17 protein-coding genes and 1 tRNA gene are annotated in these 13520 nt (G+C 65.6%); 9 read left to right on the forward strand and 9 right to left on the reverse strand.

The features are described 5' to 3' along the window. Positions 1-2: 2 nt before the first annotated feature. Complete coding sequence (locus tag ACEN98_RS07570; RefSeq protein WP_056136110.1) at positions 3-791, reverse strand: IclR family transcriptional regulator; 789 nt, start codon at positions 789-791, stop codon at positions 3-5. A 126-nt stretch (positions 792-917) separates the two neighbouring features. On the opposite strand from ACEN98_RS07570, the gene ACEN98_RS07575 reads away from it, so the two are divergent. The 7 genes from ACEN98_RS07575 (at position 918) to ACEN98_RS07605 (ending at position 6819) form a co-directional block, all read left to right on the forward strand. After that, positions 918-1304: a diacylglycerol kinase gene (locus ACEN98_RS07575; RefSeq protein WP_413383137.1), complete on the forward strand. Its 387-nt coding sequence runs from the start codon at positions 918-920 to the stop codon at positions 1302-1304. Between the two features lie 28 nt (positions 1305-1332). After that, positions 1333-1971: a peroxiredoxin gene (locus ACEN98_RS07580; protein ID WP_413337028.1), complete on the forward strand. Its 639-nt coding sequence runs from the start codon at positions 1333-1335 to the stop codon at positions 1969-1971. Positions 1972-2132: 161 nt separating this feature from the next. Beyond that, positions 2133-2906, forward strand: a complete 774-nt coding sequence (locus ACEN98_RS07585; RefSeq protein ID WP_413383138.1) for a sulfite exporter TauE/SafE family protein — start codon at positions 2133-2135, stop codon at positions 2904-2906. Between the two features lie 148 nt (positions 2907-3054). Continuing rightward, positions 3055-3897, forward strand: a complete 843-nt coding sequence (gene cysT / locus ACEN98_RS07590; RefSeq protein WP_413383140.1) for a sulfate ABC transporter permease subunit CysT — start codon at positions 3055-3057, stop codon at positions 3895-3897. A 1-nt stretch (position 3898) separates the two neighbouring features. After that, entirely contained in the window at positions 3899-4813 is a 915-nt protein-coding gene (cysW, locus tag ACEN98_RS07595; RefSeq protein ID WP_413383142.1) for a sulfate ABC transporter permease subunit CysW, read from the forward strand. A 3-nt stretch (positions 4814-4816) separates the two neighbouring features. Next, positions 4817-5890 carry a sulfate/molybdate ABC transporter ATP-binding protein gene (locus ACEN98_RS07600; protein WP_413337024.1) on the forward strand — a complete coding sequence of 358 codons (1074 nt, stop codon included), beginning with the start codon at positions 4817-4819 and terminating at the stop codon, positions 5888-5890. Beyond that, the gene (locus tag ACEN98_RS07605) at positions 5887-6819 is read left to right on the forward strand and encodes a CysB family HTH-type transcriptional regulator (protein WP_413383144.1); all 933 of its coding nucleotides are present in this window, start codon (positions 5887-5889) and stop codon (positions 6817-6819) included. Before ACEN98_RS07600 ends, ACEN98_RS07605 begins: the two co-directional genes overlap by 4 nt. Positions 6820-6944: 125 nt before the next feature. Here ACEN98_RS07605 and ACEN98_RS07610 read toward each other — a convergent pair whose 3' ends face one another. The 4 genes from ACEN98_RS07610 to ACEN98_RS07625 all read right to left on the reverse strand — a co-directional run bounded on the left by ACEN98_RS07610 (position 6945) and on the right by ACEN98_RS07625 (position 10167). After that, on the reverse strand, positions 6945-7988 hold the full coding sequence (locus tag ACEN98_RS07610; protein ID WP_413383146.1) for a quinone-dependent dihydroorotate dehydrogenase: 1044 nt from the start codon (positions 7986-7988) through the stop codon (positions 6945-6947). Positions 7989-8055: 67 nt separating this feature from the next. Then, the gene (locus ACEN98_RS07615; protein ID WP_413337021.1) at positions 8056-8784 is read right to left on the reverse strand and encodes an arginyltransferase; all 729 of its coding nucleotides are present in this window, start codon (positions 8782-8784) and stop codon (positions 8056-8058) included. 61 nt (positions 8785-8845) lie between these two features. Continuing rightward, the gene (gene aat, locus ACEN98_RS07620; protein WP_413383148.1) at positions 8846-9568 is read right to left on the reverse strand and encodes a leucyl/phenylalanyl-tRNA--protein transferase; all 723 of its coding nucleotides are present in this window, start codon (positions 9566-9568) and stop codon (positions 8846-8848) included. Positions 9569-9582: 14 nt separating this feature from the next. After that, positions 9583-10167 (reverse strand): NUDIX hydrolase, encoded by a 585-nt coding sequence (locus ACEN98_RS07625; RefSeq protein ID WP_413383150.1) that lies wholly within the window; start codon positions 10165-10167, stop codon positions 9583-9585. A 172-nt stretch (positions 10168-10339) separates the two neighbouring features. Between ACEN98_RS07625 and ACEN98_RS07630 the strand changes: the two genes are divergently transcribed. Together ACEN98_RS07630 and ACEN98_RS07635 are read left to right on the forward strand one after the other, a co-directional pair. Then, a tRNA-Met gene (locus ACEN98_RS07630) sits at positions 10340-10416 on the forward strand. A 148-nt stretch (positions 10417-10564) separates the two neighbouring features. Next, positions 10565-10987: a T6SS immunity protein Tdi1 domain-containing protein gene (locus ACEN98_RS07635; protein WP_413383152.1), complete on the forward strand. Its 423-nt coding sequence runs from the start codon at positions 10565-10567 to the stop codon at positions 10985-10987. Positions 10988-10990: 3 nt separating this feature from the next. On the opposite strand, the gene ACEN98_RS07640 is transcribed toward ACEN98_RS07635, so the two are convergent. The 4 genes from ACEN98_RS07640 to ACEN98_RS07655 form a co-directional block, all read right to left on the reverse strand. Further along, positions 10991-11119, reverse strand: a complete 129-nt coding sequence (locus ACEN98_RS07640; protein WP_413383154.1) for a hypothetical protein — start codon at positions 11117-11119, stop codon at positions 10991-10993. Positions 11120-11203: 84 nt separating this feature from the next. Beyond that, positions 11204-11407, reverse strand: coding sequence for a hypothetical protein (locus tag ACEN98_RS07645; protein ID WP_413383156.1), 204 nt, complete (start codon positions 11405-11407; stop codon positions 11204-11206). Between the two features lie 78 nt (positions 11408-11485). Further along, a complete protein-coding gene (locus tag ACEN98_RS07650) occupies positions 11486-12364 on the reverse strand; it encodes a DNA-3-methyladenine glycosylase family protein (protein WP_413383158.1) in 879 nt (292 codons plus the stop codon). Continuing rightward, positions 12361-13269, reverse strand: a complete 909-nt coding sequence (locus tag ACEN98_RS07655; protein ID WP_413383160.1) for a DMT family transporter — start codon at positions 13267-13269, stop codon at positions 12361-12363. The genes ACEN98_RS07650 and ACEN98_RS07655 overlap by 4 nt, the downstream gene beginning before the upstream one ends. Positions 13270-13520: the final 251 nt, after the last annotated feature.

Genomic DNA, 13520 nt, shown 5'->3' on the forward strand with positions numbered 1-13520 from the left:
GGTCAGCTCGTCCCACCGACACGGTGGCCGAGGGTCGCGGAAATCTGCGCCGCCGTGTTCACCAGATCTTCCAGCCAGTCGTCCTGCAGGCGGTCCGCCGGCGCCGAAATCGACAGTCCTGCGACCAGCTTGCCGCTGTCGTCATGGATGCCGGCGGCCATGCAGCGCACGCCCAGTTCCAGTTCCTCGTTGTCGCGCGCATAGCCGCGGGCGCGCACGAGCGACAGTTCGCGTTCCAGGCGCGTCAGGTCCGTGATCGAGTTCTTGTTGTGGCCCGCGAGGCCCGTGCGCGTGGCATAGGCGCGGATCGCCTTCGGCTCGTCGATCGACAGGAACAGCTTGCCGGTCGACGTCAGGTGCAGCGGACCACGGCCGCCGATCGCGCGCACGACCTGCATGCCGGAGCGCTCGGAGAAGGCGCGGTCGATGTAGACGATCTCGTCGCCCTGGCGCACCGACAGGTTGACCGTCTGCTTGGTCTTGTTGTGCAGCGCCCGCATCAGGTCGACGGCCGCTTCGCGCACGGACAGCCGGCTCTTGACCACGTTGCCCAGTTCGAGCAGCCGCATGCCGAGGCGGTAGGTGCCCGGTTCCACGCGGTCGACGAAACGCGTCACGACCATGTCGTTCAGGATGCGGTGCGCCGTCGACGGGTGCAGGCCCGAAACCTTCGACAACTCTTTCAGGCTCACGGGGTCGGGATAACTGGCCAGTACGTCGAGCAACGCCACCATGCGCTCGATGACCTGGATGGAAGTCTTGGCCGGTTCAGGGGTTTCCAGTTTCGTCATGTGGTTGGTGCAGTGCGGTATATTTCTCTACTTTATACCATAATGTGAAAATATTAGGTAATGATGTTGCGCGTGGACCGAGCTGTGTGCGCATAATGGCGTTTCTGTACAGATTGTCGAACATACATGGATCAACCGAGCAGCGAGTTCAAGAGTAAGGGCGGCCTGGGCCGTATTGCGGGCGCGTTCCGCTATTCGATGGAGGGCTTCCAGACCGCCTGGAAGAACGAGCACGCGTTCCGGCAGGAGGTGATGGTCGCGGTGCCGCTCACCGTCGTCGCGCTGCTGCTGAAGGTTTCGGCGTTCCAGAAGCTGGCGCTGATCGCCGTGCTCGGGCTCGTGCTGCTCGTGGAGCTGATCAATGCGGCCATCGAGGCCGTCGTCGACCGCGTGTCGCTCGAGCGCCATCCGCTGTCCAAGGCCGCCAAGGACCTGGGCAGCGCGGCGGTGGCGCTGGCGATCACGATGGCGGGCGCGACCTGGGCCGTCGTCCTGTACAACCGTTTTTTATGACGTACCCTCTCACACTAAGGAGAACAAGATGACTTTACGCCTGGGCGACACGGCTCCGGATTTCGAACAGGATTCCACCATCGGCCGCATCCGCTTCCACGAGTGGGCGGGCGATTCGTGGGTGGTGCTGTTCTCGCACCCGGCCGACTTCACGCCGGTGTGCACCACGGAGCTGGGCCTGACCGCGAAACTGAAGCCGGAATTCGACAAGCGCAACGTCAAGGCGATCGCGCTGTCCGTCGACCCGGCCGAGCAGCACAAGGCATGGATCAAGGATATCGAGGAGACCCAGCAGACCGTCGTCGGCTTCCCGATCATCGCCGATGCCGACAAGTCGGTCTCGCAGCTGTACGACATGATCCACCCGAACCAGTCGGCCACCGCGACCGTGCGTTCGCTGTTCGTGATCGATCCGGCCAAGAAAGTCCGCCTGACCATCACCTACCCGATGAGCACCGGCCGCAACTTCGACGAAGTGCTGCGCGTGATCGACGCCCTGCAGCTGACCGACGGCTACACCGTCGCGACGCCGGGCAACTGGAAGGATGGCGATGACGTGATCATCCCGCTGACCATTCAGGATCCGGAGCAGCTCAAGCAGAAATATCCGAAGGGTTTCAATGCGCCGAAGCCGTATCTCCGTCTGACCCCGCAGCCGAACAAATAATCGGCGTACGCGGTATGCATGGTGGGCACGGGGTGCCCACCTACGGCCCGAATGACGCGTAACGCTTGCATTAACGCATAGCCCGCATAAGCAAATAAGGAACGTGTTGTTTGTTTTGCGGCTGAGGACCATTACCCTTGGAGCCATTCTGGGGGTAAAGCATGTCCATTCAATACATTTTGTCGGGATTCGCCGTTGGCTTGCTGGTCGGCATGACCGGGGTCGGCGGCGGTTCGCTGATGACGCCGCTGTTGACGCTGCTGTTCGGCGTCACGCCATCCGTCGCCGTCGGCACCGACCTCGCCTTCGCCTCGATCACCAAGACCGCCGGCACCGTCACCCACCGTTCGCGCGGCACCGTGCACTGGGACATCGTCGGCCGCCTGTGCCTTGGCGCGCTGCCGGCCGCGCTCGTCGCCACGCTCGCCCTGCAATATTTCGGTCCGCTCAATGCATCCATCGGCAAGGTGATCCGCTATTCGATCGCCGTGTCCGTGCTGCTGACCGTCGTCGCGATCCTGTTCCGCGGCAAGATGCTCGCCTGGGTCAACGCCAAGCCGTCGCGCCAGCTGCAGGGCCGCAGCCTCGTCGCTGCCACGGTCGTGTCCGGCGCGGTGCTGGGCACGCTCGTGACGATCTCGTCGATCGGCGCCGGTGCGATCGGCGCCACCTTGCTCGTCATGCTGTACCCGCACCTGACGCCCGCCGAGGTGGCCGGCACCGACATCGCCTATGCCGTGCCGTTGACCGCGATCGCCGCGTTCGGCCACTGGTGGCTGGGCTCGATCAACTGGGCGCTGTTGTCGGCGCTGCTGATCGGCTCGCTGCCCGGCATCACGATCGGCTCATGGGCGGCCCGGGCCGTGCCCGAGAAAGTGCTGAGAGGATTGCTGGCGATGACGCTGGCGGGAGTGGCGGTCAAGCTGCTCCACTGACGAGAAAGGCGCCGCGAGGCGCCTTTCCTGCTTTTTGGATCTTGCTAATGCGGGAAACGTCTATGCAAATGAGGAATGCTTCGTTTGTAATATGTCTTTCCAGTGAGATTATTTCGTTCCGTTAGAAGAAATTGTAATAAGGCGTAAGATGACCACTTTACTATCGCGAAACAGCGCCAACCGGGTGCTTCCCGGCTTTGGGCTCTCGCTCGGGTTCACGATTTTCTATCTGGCGCTGCTGGTGCTGATCCCGCTGTCGGCCATCTTCCTGAAGACGTTCACGATGAGCTGGGACGCGTTCGTGAGCGCCGTGACGTCGCCGCGCGTGATGGCGTCGTACCGCCTGAGCTTCGGCGCCGCACTGATCGGCGCCGCCATCAATGTCGTGTTCGGCGGCATCGTCGCGTGGGTGCTCGTGCGTTACCAGTTCCCCGGCAAGCGCTTCGTCGATGCGCTGGTCGACCTGCCGTTCGCGCTGCCGACCGCGGTCGCCGGCATCACCCTGACGGCGCTGTATTCGTCCAACGGCTGGATCGGCAAGCACCTGGAACCGCTCGGCATCAAGGTCGCGTTCACGCCGCTGGGCGTCGTCATCGCGCTGACCTTCATCGGCCTGCCGTTCGTCGTGCGCACGGTGCAGCCGGTGCTGGAAGACGCGGAGCGCGAACTGGAAGAGGCCGCCGCGAGCCTGGGCGCCGGCCCGTGGCAGACCTTCACCCGCGTGATCCTGCCGAGTGTCGTGCCGGCGCTGCTGACGGGCTTTGCCCTCGCGTTCGCCCGCGCCACCGGCGAATACGGTTCCGTCATCTTCATCGCCGGCAACATGCCGATGGTCTCCGAGATCACGCCGCTGTTCATCATCACCAAGCTGGAGCAGTACGACTACACGGGCGCCACGGCCATTGCCGTCGTGATGCTGCTCGTGTCGTTCATGCTCCTGCTGGCCATCAACCTGCTGCAGGCCTGGGCGCGCAAGCGTGCGGGCAAATAATATGAGTGCCGTTCTCGACGATCACCTGAAAGACAAGGCTGCCGCGGTGGCGAATGCGCCGCGCAAGGCCACCAATACGCTGGAGCCAAGCTGGGTGCGCTACGCGCTGATCGCCGTCGCGCTGATCTTCCTCACGCTGTTCCTGTTCGTGCCGCTCGTGGCCGTGTTCACCGAAGCCCTGAAGAAGGGCTGGGATGTGTACAAGGAGTCCGTGCTCGACCCGGACGCGCTGTCCGCCATCAAGCTGACGTTCATCGCCGCCGGCATCGCCGTGCCGCTGAACCTCGTGTTCGGCGTGGCGGCCGCGTGGACGATCGCCAAGTTCGACTTCCCCGGCAAGAGCATCCTGCTGTCGCTGATCGACCTGCCGTTCTCGGTCTCGCCCGTGATCGCGGGCCTGATCTATGTGCTGCTGTTCGGCTCGCAGGGCTGGTTCGGCCCGTGGCTGATGGACCACGACATCAAGATCCTGTTCGCCGTCCCCGGCATCGTGCTGGCGACCGTCTTCGTCACGTTCCCGTTCGTCGCCCGCGAACTGATCCCGCTGATGCAGGCGCAGGGCAGCGAAGAGGAAGAGGCGGCCCTCGTGCTGGGTGCGTCCGGCTGGAAGACCTTCTTCAAGGTCACGCTCCCGAACATCAAGTGGGGCCTGCTGTACGGCGTGATCCTGTGTAACGCCCGGGCGATGGGCGAGTTCGGCGCCGTGTCGGTCGTCTCCGGCCACATCCGCGGCGAGACGAACACGATGCCGCTACAGGTCGAGATCCTCTACAACGAATACAACTTCACGGCCGCGTTCGCGATCGCGTCGCTGCTGGCACTGCTGGCCCTCGTGACCCTGGCGGTGAAAACCTTTATCGAATGGCGCATGCACCAGGCACAGAAAGCCAGCGTGCAGGACCACACCACGGAGTAAGACATGACGATCGAAGTCCAACACATCCGCAAGCAGTTCGGCCAGTTCACGGCCCTGGACGACGTGTCGCTGAAGTTTGCCGACGGCGAGCTGACGGCGCTGCTGGGCCCGTCAGGCTGCGGCAAGACGACGCTGTTGCGCATCATCGCCGGCCTCGAATTCCCCGACGCGGGCCGCGTGCTGCTCGACGGCGACGACGCCTCGAACCGTCACGTGCGCGAGCGCCAGGTCGGCTTCGTGTTCCAGCATTACGCGCTGTTCAAGCACATGACCGTGTTCGAGAACGTCGCCTTTGGCCTGCGCGTGAAGCCGCGCAAGGAGCGCCCGTCGGAAGCGGTGATTCGCGAGAAAGTGAAGAAGCTGCTGGAGCTCGTGCAGCTGGACTGGATCGCCGACCGCTATCCGCCGCAGTTGTCCGGCGGCCAGCGCCAGCGCATTGCCCTGGCGCGTGCCCTCGCGGTGGAACCCCGCGTGCTGCTGCTGGACGAACCGTTCGGCGCGCTCGATGCGAAAGTGCGCAAGGAACTGCGCCGCTGGCTGCGCCAGCTGCACGACGAGCTGCACGTGACGTCGATCTTCGTCACCCACGACCAGGAAGAGGCGCTCGAAGTGGCGGACCAGGTCGTCCTGATGAACAAGGGCCACATCGAGCAGCTGGGTACGCCCAGCGACGTGTACAACCATCCGGCGTCGCCATTCGTCTACGGCTTCCTGGGCAACGTCAACCTGTTCCATGGCCGCGTGAACGACGGCGTGCTGGCCAGCGGCGACGCCACGTTCCACGCGCCGCAGTTCGCGGACGTGAAGAACGGCGAAGGCATCGCCTACGTCCGTCCCCACGACCTCGACGTCGAGCGCTATGTCGCGGGCGGGGAGGGCGTCGCCGTGAAGCTGCGCCGCGCGCACGCGATCGGCCCGCTGGCCCAGCTGGACCTGGAGCGCGCCGACAATGCCCAGATCATCGAAGCCGTCATCCCCAACGAGCGCTACCGCGAACTGGGACTGCGCGACGGCGAGACGCTGCTGGTGAAACCCAGGCGCATGCACGTATTCGTCGACCAAGGAGAAGGCATTTGAATTTCCAACAGCTGCGTTCGGTGCGCGAAGCCGCGCGCCGCAATTTCAATCTGACGGACGTGGCCAACGCCCTGTTCACGTCGCAGCCGGGCGTGTCGCGCCAGATCCGCGAGCTGGAGGACGAACTGGGCGTCGTCATCTTCGAGCGCAACGGCAAGCGCCTGACCGGGCTCACGGATCCGGGCAAGGGCATCCTGAAGATCATCGAGCGCCTGCTCGTCGAAGCGGAGAACCTGCAGCAGGCCAGCAGCGAATACGCCGCGCAGGACAGCGGCACGCTCACGGTCGCCGTCACCCACACGCAGGCGCGCTACGCGCTGCCGCAGGTGGTGCAGGCGTTCCGCACGACGTTCCCGAACGTGCGCATCGCCCTGCAGCAGAGCGCGCCGGATCACATCGCGGAATGGGTGTTGTCGGGCCGCGCCGACATCGGTATCGCGACGGAAGGCCTGTCCACGTTCCCCGACCTCGTGTCGTTCCCGTGCTACCGCTGGAGCCACCTCGTCGTCGTACCGGATGGGCATCCGCTGCTGCAGCGGTCGCCCATCAAGCTGTCCGACCTGGCCGAATTCCCGCTGATCACGTACGACGTGGGCTTTACCGGCCGCAGCCACATCGACGCGGCGTTCGCCGCCGCCGGCGTGAGCCCGGACATCATGCTGACGGCGATGGACTCGGACGTCATCAAGCAGTACGTGTCGCTGGGGATGGGTGTCGGTATCGTCGCTTCGATGGCATTCGACCACGGCCGCGACCGCGGGCTGCGCGCGATCGAGTCGTCGCATTTGTTCGCGCCGAACGTGACGCGTCTTGCGGTGCGCCGCGGTGCCTACCTGCGCGCGTATGCCTACGACTTCATCGAGCGCTTCGCCCAGGGTTTCACGAAGTCGGATATCGAGAAGGCGCTGCATCCGGTTGTAGCGGATTAAAAGCCGCTACACACAATCGAACGCAACATAAAACAACGTCGTCGCTGCGAAGGCAGGGACCCAAGTCTGCTCGCGCAGCCGGCACGCAAAATTGGGTTCCCGCCTTCGCGGGAACGACGTTCTCTTTAGCGCTGCCCACGCAACGCGTCGGCGCACTCGCGCACGAGCGCGGGACCCCGGTAGATCAGGCCGCTGTACAACTGCACGAGCTGGGCACCCGCATCGATCTTGGCCTTCGCATCGCGTCCGCTCAGGATGCCGCCCACGCCGATGATCGGCACGGCGTTGCCGACTTCCGCCTTCAGCGCACGGATCACGATGGTCGACTGTTCGAACACGGGCGCGCCCGACAGGCCGCCCTGTTCGGCCGCATGGCGCATGCCTTCCACGTCGCGGCGGGCCAGCGTGGTATTGGTGGCGATCACGCCGTCGATGCCGTGGCGGACGAGGGCGCCGCCGATGTTGCGGATCTGGTCGCCATCGACGTCCGGCGCGATCTTCAGCGCCAGCGGCACATAGTGGCCGTACTTGTCGGCCAGGCGCGACTGTTCTTCCTTCAGCTGCGACAGCAGGGCATCCAGTTCGGATGCGCCCTGCAGCTGGCGCAGGTTCTTCGTGTTCGGCGACGAGATGTTGACGGTGACATAGCTGGCGTACGGATACACCTTTTGCAGGCATGCGACGTAATCGTCGGCCGCGCGCTCGATGGGCGTGTCGGCGTTCTTGCCGATGTTCAGGCCCAGCACGCCCTGGCGTTCCTGGTAGAAGCGCGACGCCTGGACGTTGGCGACGAAGGCGTCGACGCCGCCGTTGTTGAAGCCCATGCGGTTGATGATGCCGCGCGCGGCCGGCAGGCGGAACATGCGCGGGCGCGGGTTGCCGGGCTGGGCGCGCGGCGTCACGGTGCCGATTTCGATGGAGCCGAAGCCGAGCGCGGCCAGGCCGTCGATGTAGGCGCCGTCCTTGTCCAGGCCGGCAGCCAGGCCGACCGGGTTCGGGAACGTGATGCCCATGACCGTGCGCGGATCGGGCTTCGGTTTGCGGACAATGCCCGTCAACCCCAGCGCGGCGGCGCGGCGCAGGGCGGGGAGCGTGACGTTGTGGGCCGTTTCGGGGTCGAGGGAGAACAGCAGCGGGCGGGCGAGGGCGTACAGGAGATTATCGGACATGGTCGGCTATCGAGAATTCGCGACATTTTACCTTGTGTGGCAGCAATACCGCATGTCCTTGGGGGTTTCAACGATCCAGAACACCCCATGCGCCGTCAATACGGGCTTCCAACGGCCTGAAATTGATCTTGTACGCCATCTTCGGGCTCTGCTCGATCCAGTAACCGAGGTAGACGTAGGGCAGGCCCAGTTCGCGCGCCTGGCCGATCTGCCACATCACGTTGTACGTGCCGAACGACGCACCGGCCACGTCCGGGTCGAAGAACGTGTAGACGGACGACAGGCCGTCCGACAGCACGTCGATGATCGACACCATGCGGAGCAGCCCGTCCGGTTCGCGGAATTCCACGAGGCGCGTGTTGACGCGGCTCTGCAGCAGGAATTGCGCGTACTGGTCGCGGCTGTCCTGGTCCATGCCGCCGCCCACGTGGCGCGTGGTCTGGTAGCGCAGGTACAGCGCATAGTGCTCGTCGGAGAACGACAGGTTGGCCACCATCGCCGTCAGGTCCTCGTGACGCTTCCATGCGCGCCGCTGGCTGCGATTGGGCGTGAAGCGCTCGGCGGCGACGCGCACCGGGATGCAGGCCCGGCAGCCGTCGCAATAGGGACGGTAGGTGAAGATGCCGCTGCGGCGGAAACCGTTGCGCACGAGTTCCGAATACACGTCCGCATTGATCAGGTGCGACGGCGTGGCGACCTGCGAGCGGGCCTGGCGTGCGTCGAGGTAGCTGCAAGGATACGGTGCCGTCGTATAGAACTGCAGCGTGGAAAATGGCAGATCATTCAGGTGCGTCATGCAAAGCTCTCGGAACGACGTGTGTTGAACCCATTGTAGCCAAAGACGGCGCCGCGCACCGTTAGGCCGTCAACGGTGGCGCGACTTCCCAACGTTCGATCGGCGGTTCCTGGATCGCCTGGCGCAGGTGCTGCAGGAAATCCCGGCGCGGGATCGGCACCGCGCCCAGCGAGGCCAGGTGGCCCGTCTCCTGCTGGCAGTCGACCATGTTCACGCCGTGGCTGCGCAAGAAGGCGACGAGGTACGCGAGCGCGACCTTCGACGCATCCGACACGCGCGCGAACATCGATTCGCCGTAGAACATGCGGCCGATGCACACGCCATAGGCACCGCCGACCAGTTCGCCGTCCAGCCAGACCTCGGACGAGTGCGCATACCCCATGCGGTGCAGGCCCGTGTAGCCGGCGATGATGTCTTCCGAGATCCACGTGCCCGGCCCGTCCTTGCGGGGCGCGGCGCAGGCGCGCATCACCGCTTCGAAGGCGCCGTCGAAGCGCACGACCCACGGCCCGCCGGCCTGGCGGCTGCGCTCGATCTTGCGCAGTGTTTTCTTCAGGCTGTCGCTGACCTTGAAGCGGTCGGTGTACAGCACCATGCGCGGGTCGGTGCTCCACCAGAGGATCGGCTGGCCCTCGGAAAACCAGGGGAAGATGCCGTTCCGGTACGCCTGCAGCAGGCGCTGCGGCGAGAGGTCCGCGCCGGCTGCGAGCAGGCCCGGCGCGTCGGTCGTCAACGCTTCGGACACGTCGGGGAACGGCGTATGGGCCTCGAGCCAGGGAATCATCGTCGTACGCCCTGTCAGTCGGGTTGGACGGGCGCCCGCATCGGACCCGCGATGTCGCGGGTGTGGAATCCATAGGTGCCGCCGGCCTCGCGCATCTGCGCGCGGTCGGCGAAGAACAGTTCGAGCGTCGTGCGGATCGTGGGGAAGGCCAGATCGGCCCACGGGATCTCGGCTTCGCTGAACAATTGCACGTCCAGGCTTTCGATGCCCGGTGCAAAGTCCAGGTCGACGAGGCGCGCCAGATAGAACATATGGACCTGGTGCACGTGCACGACGTTCAGCAGGGTGAACAGATTGCCCAGCTCGATGTTGGCGCCCGCTTCCTCTTCCGTCTCGCGCGCGGCGGCCGCGCTCGTGGTCTCGCCGTTTTCCATGAAACCGGCCGGCAGCGTCCAGTAGCCGTAGCGCGGCTCGATGGCGCGCTTGCACAGCAGGACCTTCAGTTCGCCGTCCTGTTCCCACACGGGGATCGAGCCGATCACCATCTTGGGGTTCTGGTAGTGGATCGTGCCGCAATGGGTGCACACGTAACGCGGACGGTTGTCGCCTTCGGGGATGGCCACCGTGACCGGGTGGGCGCACTCGGAGCAGAATTTCATAGGAAGCAGATAAATTAAGTTGCCCTTACTTTACCACTGTATTGGGAGCGACTGGGCCGCAATCCGCCCGCGACGCGCGCCTCGGCGGAGGCGGCTTATGCTGCGATCCGGGCGGGCCGGAGAACTGCGATTGCCTAAAGTGTGGAAGGTGCGTATAATACGAATCATCAGACGCGGGGTGGAGCAGTCTGGCAGCTCGTCGGGCTCATAACCCGAAGGTCACAGGTTCAAATCCTGTCCCCGCAACCAGATTCCAAAGCCGCTGATCCTGTTCCGGATCAGCGGCTTTTTCGTTTTGGGTCGCCCTTTCGACTCGCCTCAAGCGTGCCCGCGATCCCCGCAACATCCGCCGCCCAGCCCGGTCGAAGTCTCCGGATGCGTTAATGCGGAGTGAACGATGATTACTGTGGAAGACATCAACGACGCGTGGGGCTGGACCGGCCTCCACGCGGTCGAGGTGCTGGGCGAGAACGCCTTCGGCAACCTGATCGTCCGCGACGAGGACGGCATGTACTGGCGCCTGTCGCCGCAAGACCTGCGCTGCGAACCGGTGGCCGAGGACCGCGCCGCCCTCGACGCCCTGTCGTACAACCAGGAATTCCTCGACGGCTGGTACATGCACGACCAGGTGCGCCTCGCGGAGACCACGCTGGGCCCGCTGACGGCCGGACGCAAGTATTGTCTGAAAATACCCAGTGCGCTGGGCGGGCACTACGGGCGCGACAACCTGGCCATGGTGCCCTTGCCCGAACTGATCCGGTTCGCCGGCGAGGGCGCGCAGCAGTTCGACGGGCTGCCGCGCTGGCAGGACTATCACTAGGACCTAGAACCGCCGCAGCAGGCCGACCTGGAACAGGTCGCGGTCGTTCGTCTTGCGGAACGTCTTGATGCGGTTGAAGTTGACGATGGCGCGCGTGCGCGCGGACAGCGCGTCACGGGCTGCTCGTACCACAGCTGCGCCGCGGCGCCGCGCCGGTCGACCCGCGCGCCGTCGTCGCCTTCGAACAGGAATTTGGTGCCGATGCCCCAGCGGTCCTCATACTGCCTGCTCGCGTCCGGCGCGGACTTCGAACGTGCGTCCGCGCATCCACTGGTAGCCGGTCGCGTTGCCGCCGTAGATGCGGCCGTTGCCGAATGCCAGCGACAGATAGGCGCCGCGGTCGGCGGGATCTTGCGTGCCGGCGTGGGCCAGGGCGGCGTGGACCAGCAGCACCGCCGCCATGCATGTCCGTGCTTTCATGATGCGCTCCGCTTGTTTCAGGCTACGAGCAGTCTGGACAAGCGGAGGGGCCGCGCCTTGTGGCGGCACAAAGCGGCGTCAGCCGGTGGGCTGGTTCAGGCTGGCCCAGAGGTAGGCCGCGGCCATCGTGCGGTGCGGGCGGTAGGCTTCGAGAAATTCTTCGGCCTCGCGCATGCCGGGCCGCTCGCCGCCCGTCAGCCGGCCGATGGCGTTGCGCACGGCCACGTCGCCGTGCAGCGAACAGTCGGCGTAGCCCCAGCCGCGCAGCAGCGCATAGTTGATGGTCCACGGGCCGATGCCCTTGACCGCGAGCAGGCGCTCGCTCACGCCGGCCGGTTCATCCGTGCGGTCCAGCGGCAGCGTGCCGTCGGCCACGAGACGGGCGAAGCGCAACAAGGTCTCCGCCTTCGCGCCGGAAAATTTACGGCTGGTCAGTTGTTCGATGTCGAGACGGGCCACGTCGGCCGCTTCCGGATAACACCAGAGGCCGCTCGAATGCGCGCGTCCCGCCAGGCCGATGAACGTGCGGCGCAGGGAAATGGCGAACGGCAGGTTGATCTGCTGGCCGATGATGGCCCACGTCAGCGCTTCGAACACGGTGGCCGACTGGATCACGCGCAGGCCAGGCTGGCGCGCGACGACGGGGCCGAGCAGCGGATCGGCGCGCACGGCCTGTTCGAACGGCGCGGGGTCGATGCGCAGGCCCAGCATGTTCACGAGGGCGTCCTGGACCGCAGCCTCCGAGGTGGCGCCGTCGCTGTCGACGACGCACTCGGCACGGTCCGCGTGCAGCGCGATGTCGAGCAGCGTCGGCACGCCGTCCAGCAGCACGCCCTTGCGGATACGTCGCGCCTGCGCATCGACGATTTCGGCCAGCGCATCGGCATCGCGGCCGTGGAACGTGTACGCGTCCGCGTGGCGATAGCCGGCCGGCAGCGCGATCGTGTGGCGGCTCATTTGCTGCTCATTTTGGTGGAGACCGGCACGGGCGCATCGCGGCCGAAGCGCGGGACGAAACCCGTGACGAACGCGGTGCCGACCAGCGTGATGGCCGAGCCCACGATCGTGTACCAGCCGATCGCCTCGCCGAGGAACAGCGCGCCCCACAGGATGCCGAAGACGGGGCTCAGGAACGTGACCGTCAGGGCGGACGTCGTGCCGACTTCCTCGATCAATTTGAAATACAGGATGTACGCGATGCCGCTGCACAGCACGCCCAGTGCGATCACGGCGCCGACGATGCCGACGGTCGGCGCGCCGGCCGGCGGGAACAGGGGCAGGGCGGGCAGCACCATCAGCGCGGACGTCCACATCGTGCCGTGCGCGTTGGCGAACGGCTCCACGCTTTGCGCTGTGCGCGCATACAGGCTCGCGACGCTGTAGCTCAACGCGGCCACCAGCGCGGCGGCGACGGCGAGGCCGGCGCCGGGGCGGCTCGTCGCGTGGTCGAAGCCGACGAGCAGAGCCACGCCGACGGTGCCCAGCACGAGGCCCAGCGCCGTGCGGGCGCGGATCGCCTGGCGTCCCCACACGGCGCCGAGCAGCGCGCCCCACATCGGCGCGGTGGCGTTCAGCACGGCCAGCACGGACGCCGGCAAGGTGCGCGCCGCGAACGCGAACAGCAGGAACGGGAACGCGGAGTTGAAGAAGCCGAGGATGAAGTAATGCTTCCAGTGCGCGCGCATGTCGAGGCGCTTCTTGAGCACGACGCCGACGATGGCGAGGAACAGCGCCGCGAACAGCACGCGGAATTCGATGAGCACCGCGGGGCCGAGCGTCGGCGCGCTGATGCGCATGAAGAGGAAGGAGCCGCCCCAGATGGAGGCAAGCACGATGAGGCGCAGCAGGTTGGCAGTGTTCATGGTTCCCGGGAGGATAGACGCAGGGGCTTCCCCGGCCTTCCCGTTTCTTGCGCTTGAATTGCGCGACGGGGCAGGGGAATTGGTAATGATACAAAAAGCGTGGAGGTGTTGCTGGCGGCCGGCTGATTTGCGGCTGGTTGAACGCGTGGGCACGTGGTGCCCACCCTACGTTGGCGTTACAGGTAGGGTGGGCTCCCCGAGCCCACGCGGATATGAAAAGGACCGCAAACGCGGTCCTTGTTGATGACGCT

The sequence above is a fragment of the Massilia sp. CT11-137 genome (assembly GCF_047302885.1).
GTDB lineage: Bacteria > Pseudomonadota > Gammaproteobacteria > Burkholderiales > Burkholderiaceae_D > Telluria > Telluria orientalis.

Bases quoted from the DNA above. Each gene is read 5' to 3' on its own strand.
- aat (WP_413383148.1), bottom strand. From the start codon at position 9,568: ATGATTCCCTGGCTCGAGGCCCATACGCCGTTCCCCGACGTGTCCGAA.
- ACEN98_RS07580 (WP_413337028.1), top strand. From the start codon at position 1,333: ATGACTTTACGCCTGGGCGACACGGCTCCGGATTTCGAACAGGATTCC.
- ACEN98_RS07645 (WP_413383156.1), bottom strand. From the start codon at position 11,407: ATGAAAGCACGGACATGCATGGCGGCGGTGCTGCTGGTCCACGCCGCC.
- ACEN98_RS07615 (WP_413337021.1), bottom strand. From the start codon at position 8,784: ATGACGCACCTGAATGATCTGCCATTTTCCACGCTGCAGTTCTATACG.
- ACEN98_RS07585 (WP_413383138.1), top strand. From the start codon at position 2,133: ATGTCCATTCAATACATTTTGTCGGGATTCGCCGTTGGCTTGCTGGTC.
- cysW (WP_413383142.1), top strand. From the start codon at position 3,899: ATGAGTGCCGTTCTCGACGATCACCTGAAAGACAAGGCTGCCGCGGTG.
- ACEN98_RS07635 (WP_413383152.1), top strand. From the start codon at position 10,565: ATGATTACTGTGGAAGACATCAACGACGCGTGGGGCTGGACCGGCCTC.
- ACEN98_RS07650 (WP_413383158.1), bottom strand. From the start codon at position 12,364: ATGAGCCGCCACACGATCGCGCTGCCGGCCGGCTATCGCCACGCGGAC.
- ACEN98_RS07610 (WP_413383146.1), bottom strand. From the start codon at position 7,988: ATGTCCGATAATCTCCTGTACGCCCTCGCCCGCCCGCTGCTGTTCTCC.
- ACEN98_RS07625 (WP_413383150.1), bottom strand. From the start codon at position 10,167: ATGAAATTCTGCTCCGAGTGCGCCCACCCGGTCACGGTGGCCATCCCC.
- ACEN98_RS07655 (WP_413383160.1), bottom strand. From the start codon at position 13,269: ATGAACACTGCCAACCTGCTGCGCCTCATCGTGCTTGCCTCCATCTGG.
- cysT (WP_413383140.1), top strand. From the start codon at position 3,055: ATGACCACTTTACTATCGCGAAACAGCGCCAACCGGGTGCTTCCCGGC.
- ACEN98_RS07600 (WP_413337024.1), top strand. From the start codon at position 4,817: ATGACGATCGAAGTCCAACACATCCGCAAGCAGTTCGGCCAGTTCACG.
- ACEN98_RS07575 (WP_413383137.1), top strand. From the start codon at position 918: ATGGATCAACCGAGCAGCGAGTTCAAGAGTAAGGGCGGCCTGGGCCGT.
- ACEN98_RS07570 (WP_056136110.1), bottom strand. From the start codon at position 791: ATGACGAAACTGGAAACCCCTGAACCGGCCAAGACTTCCATCCAGGTC.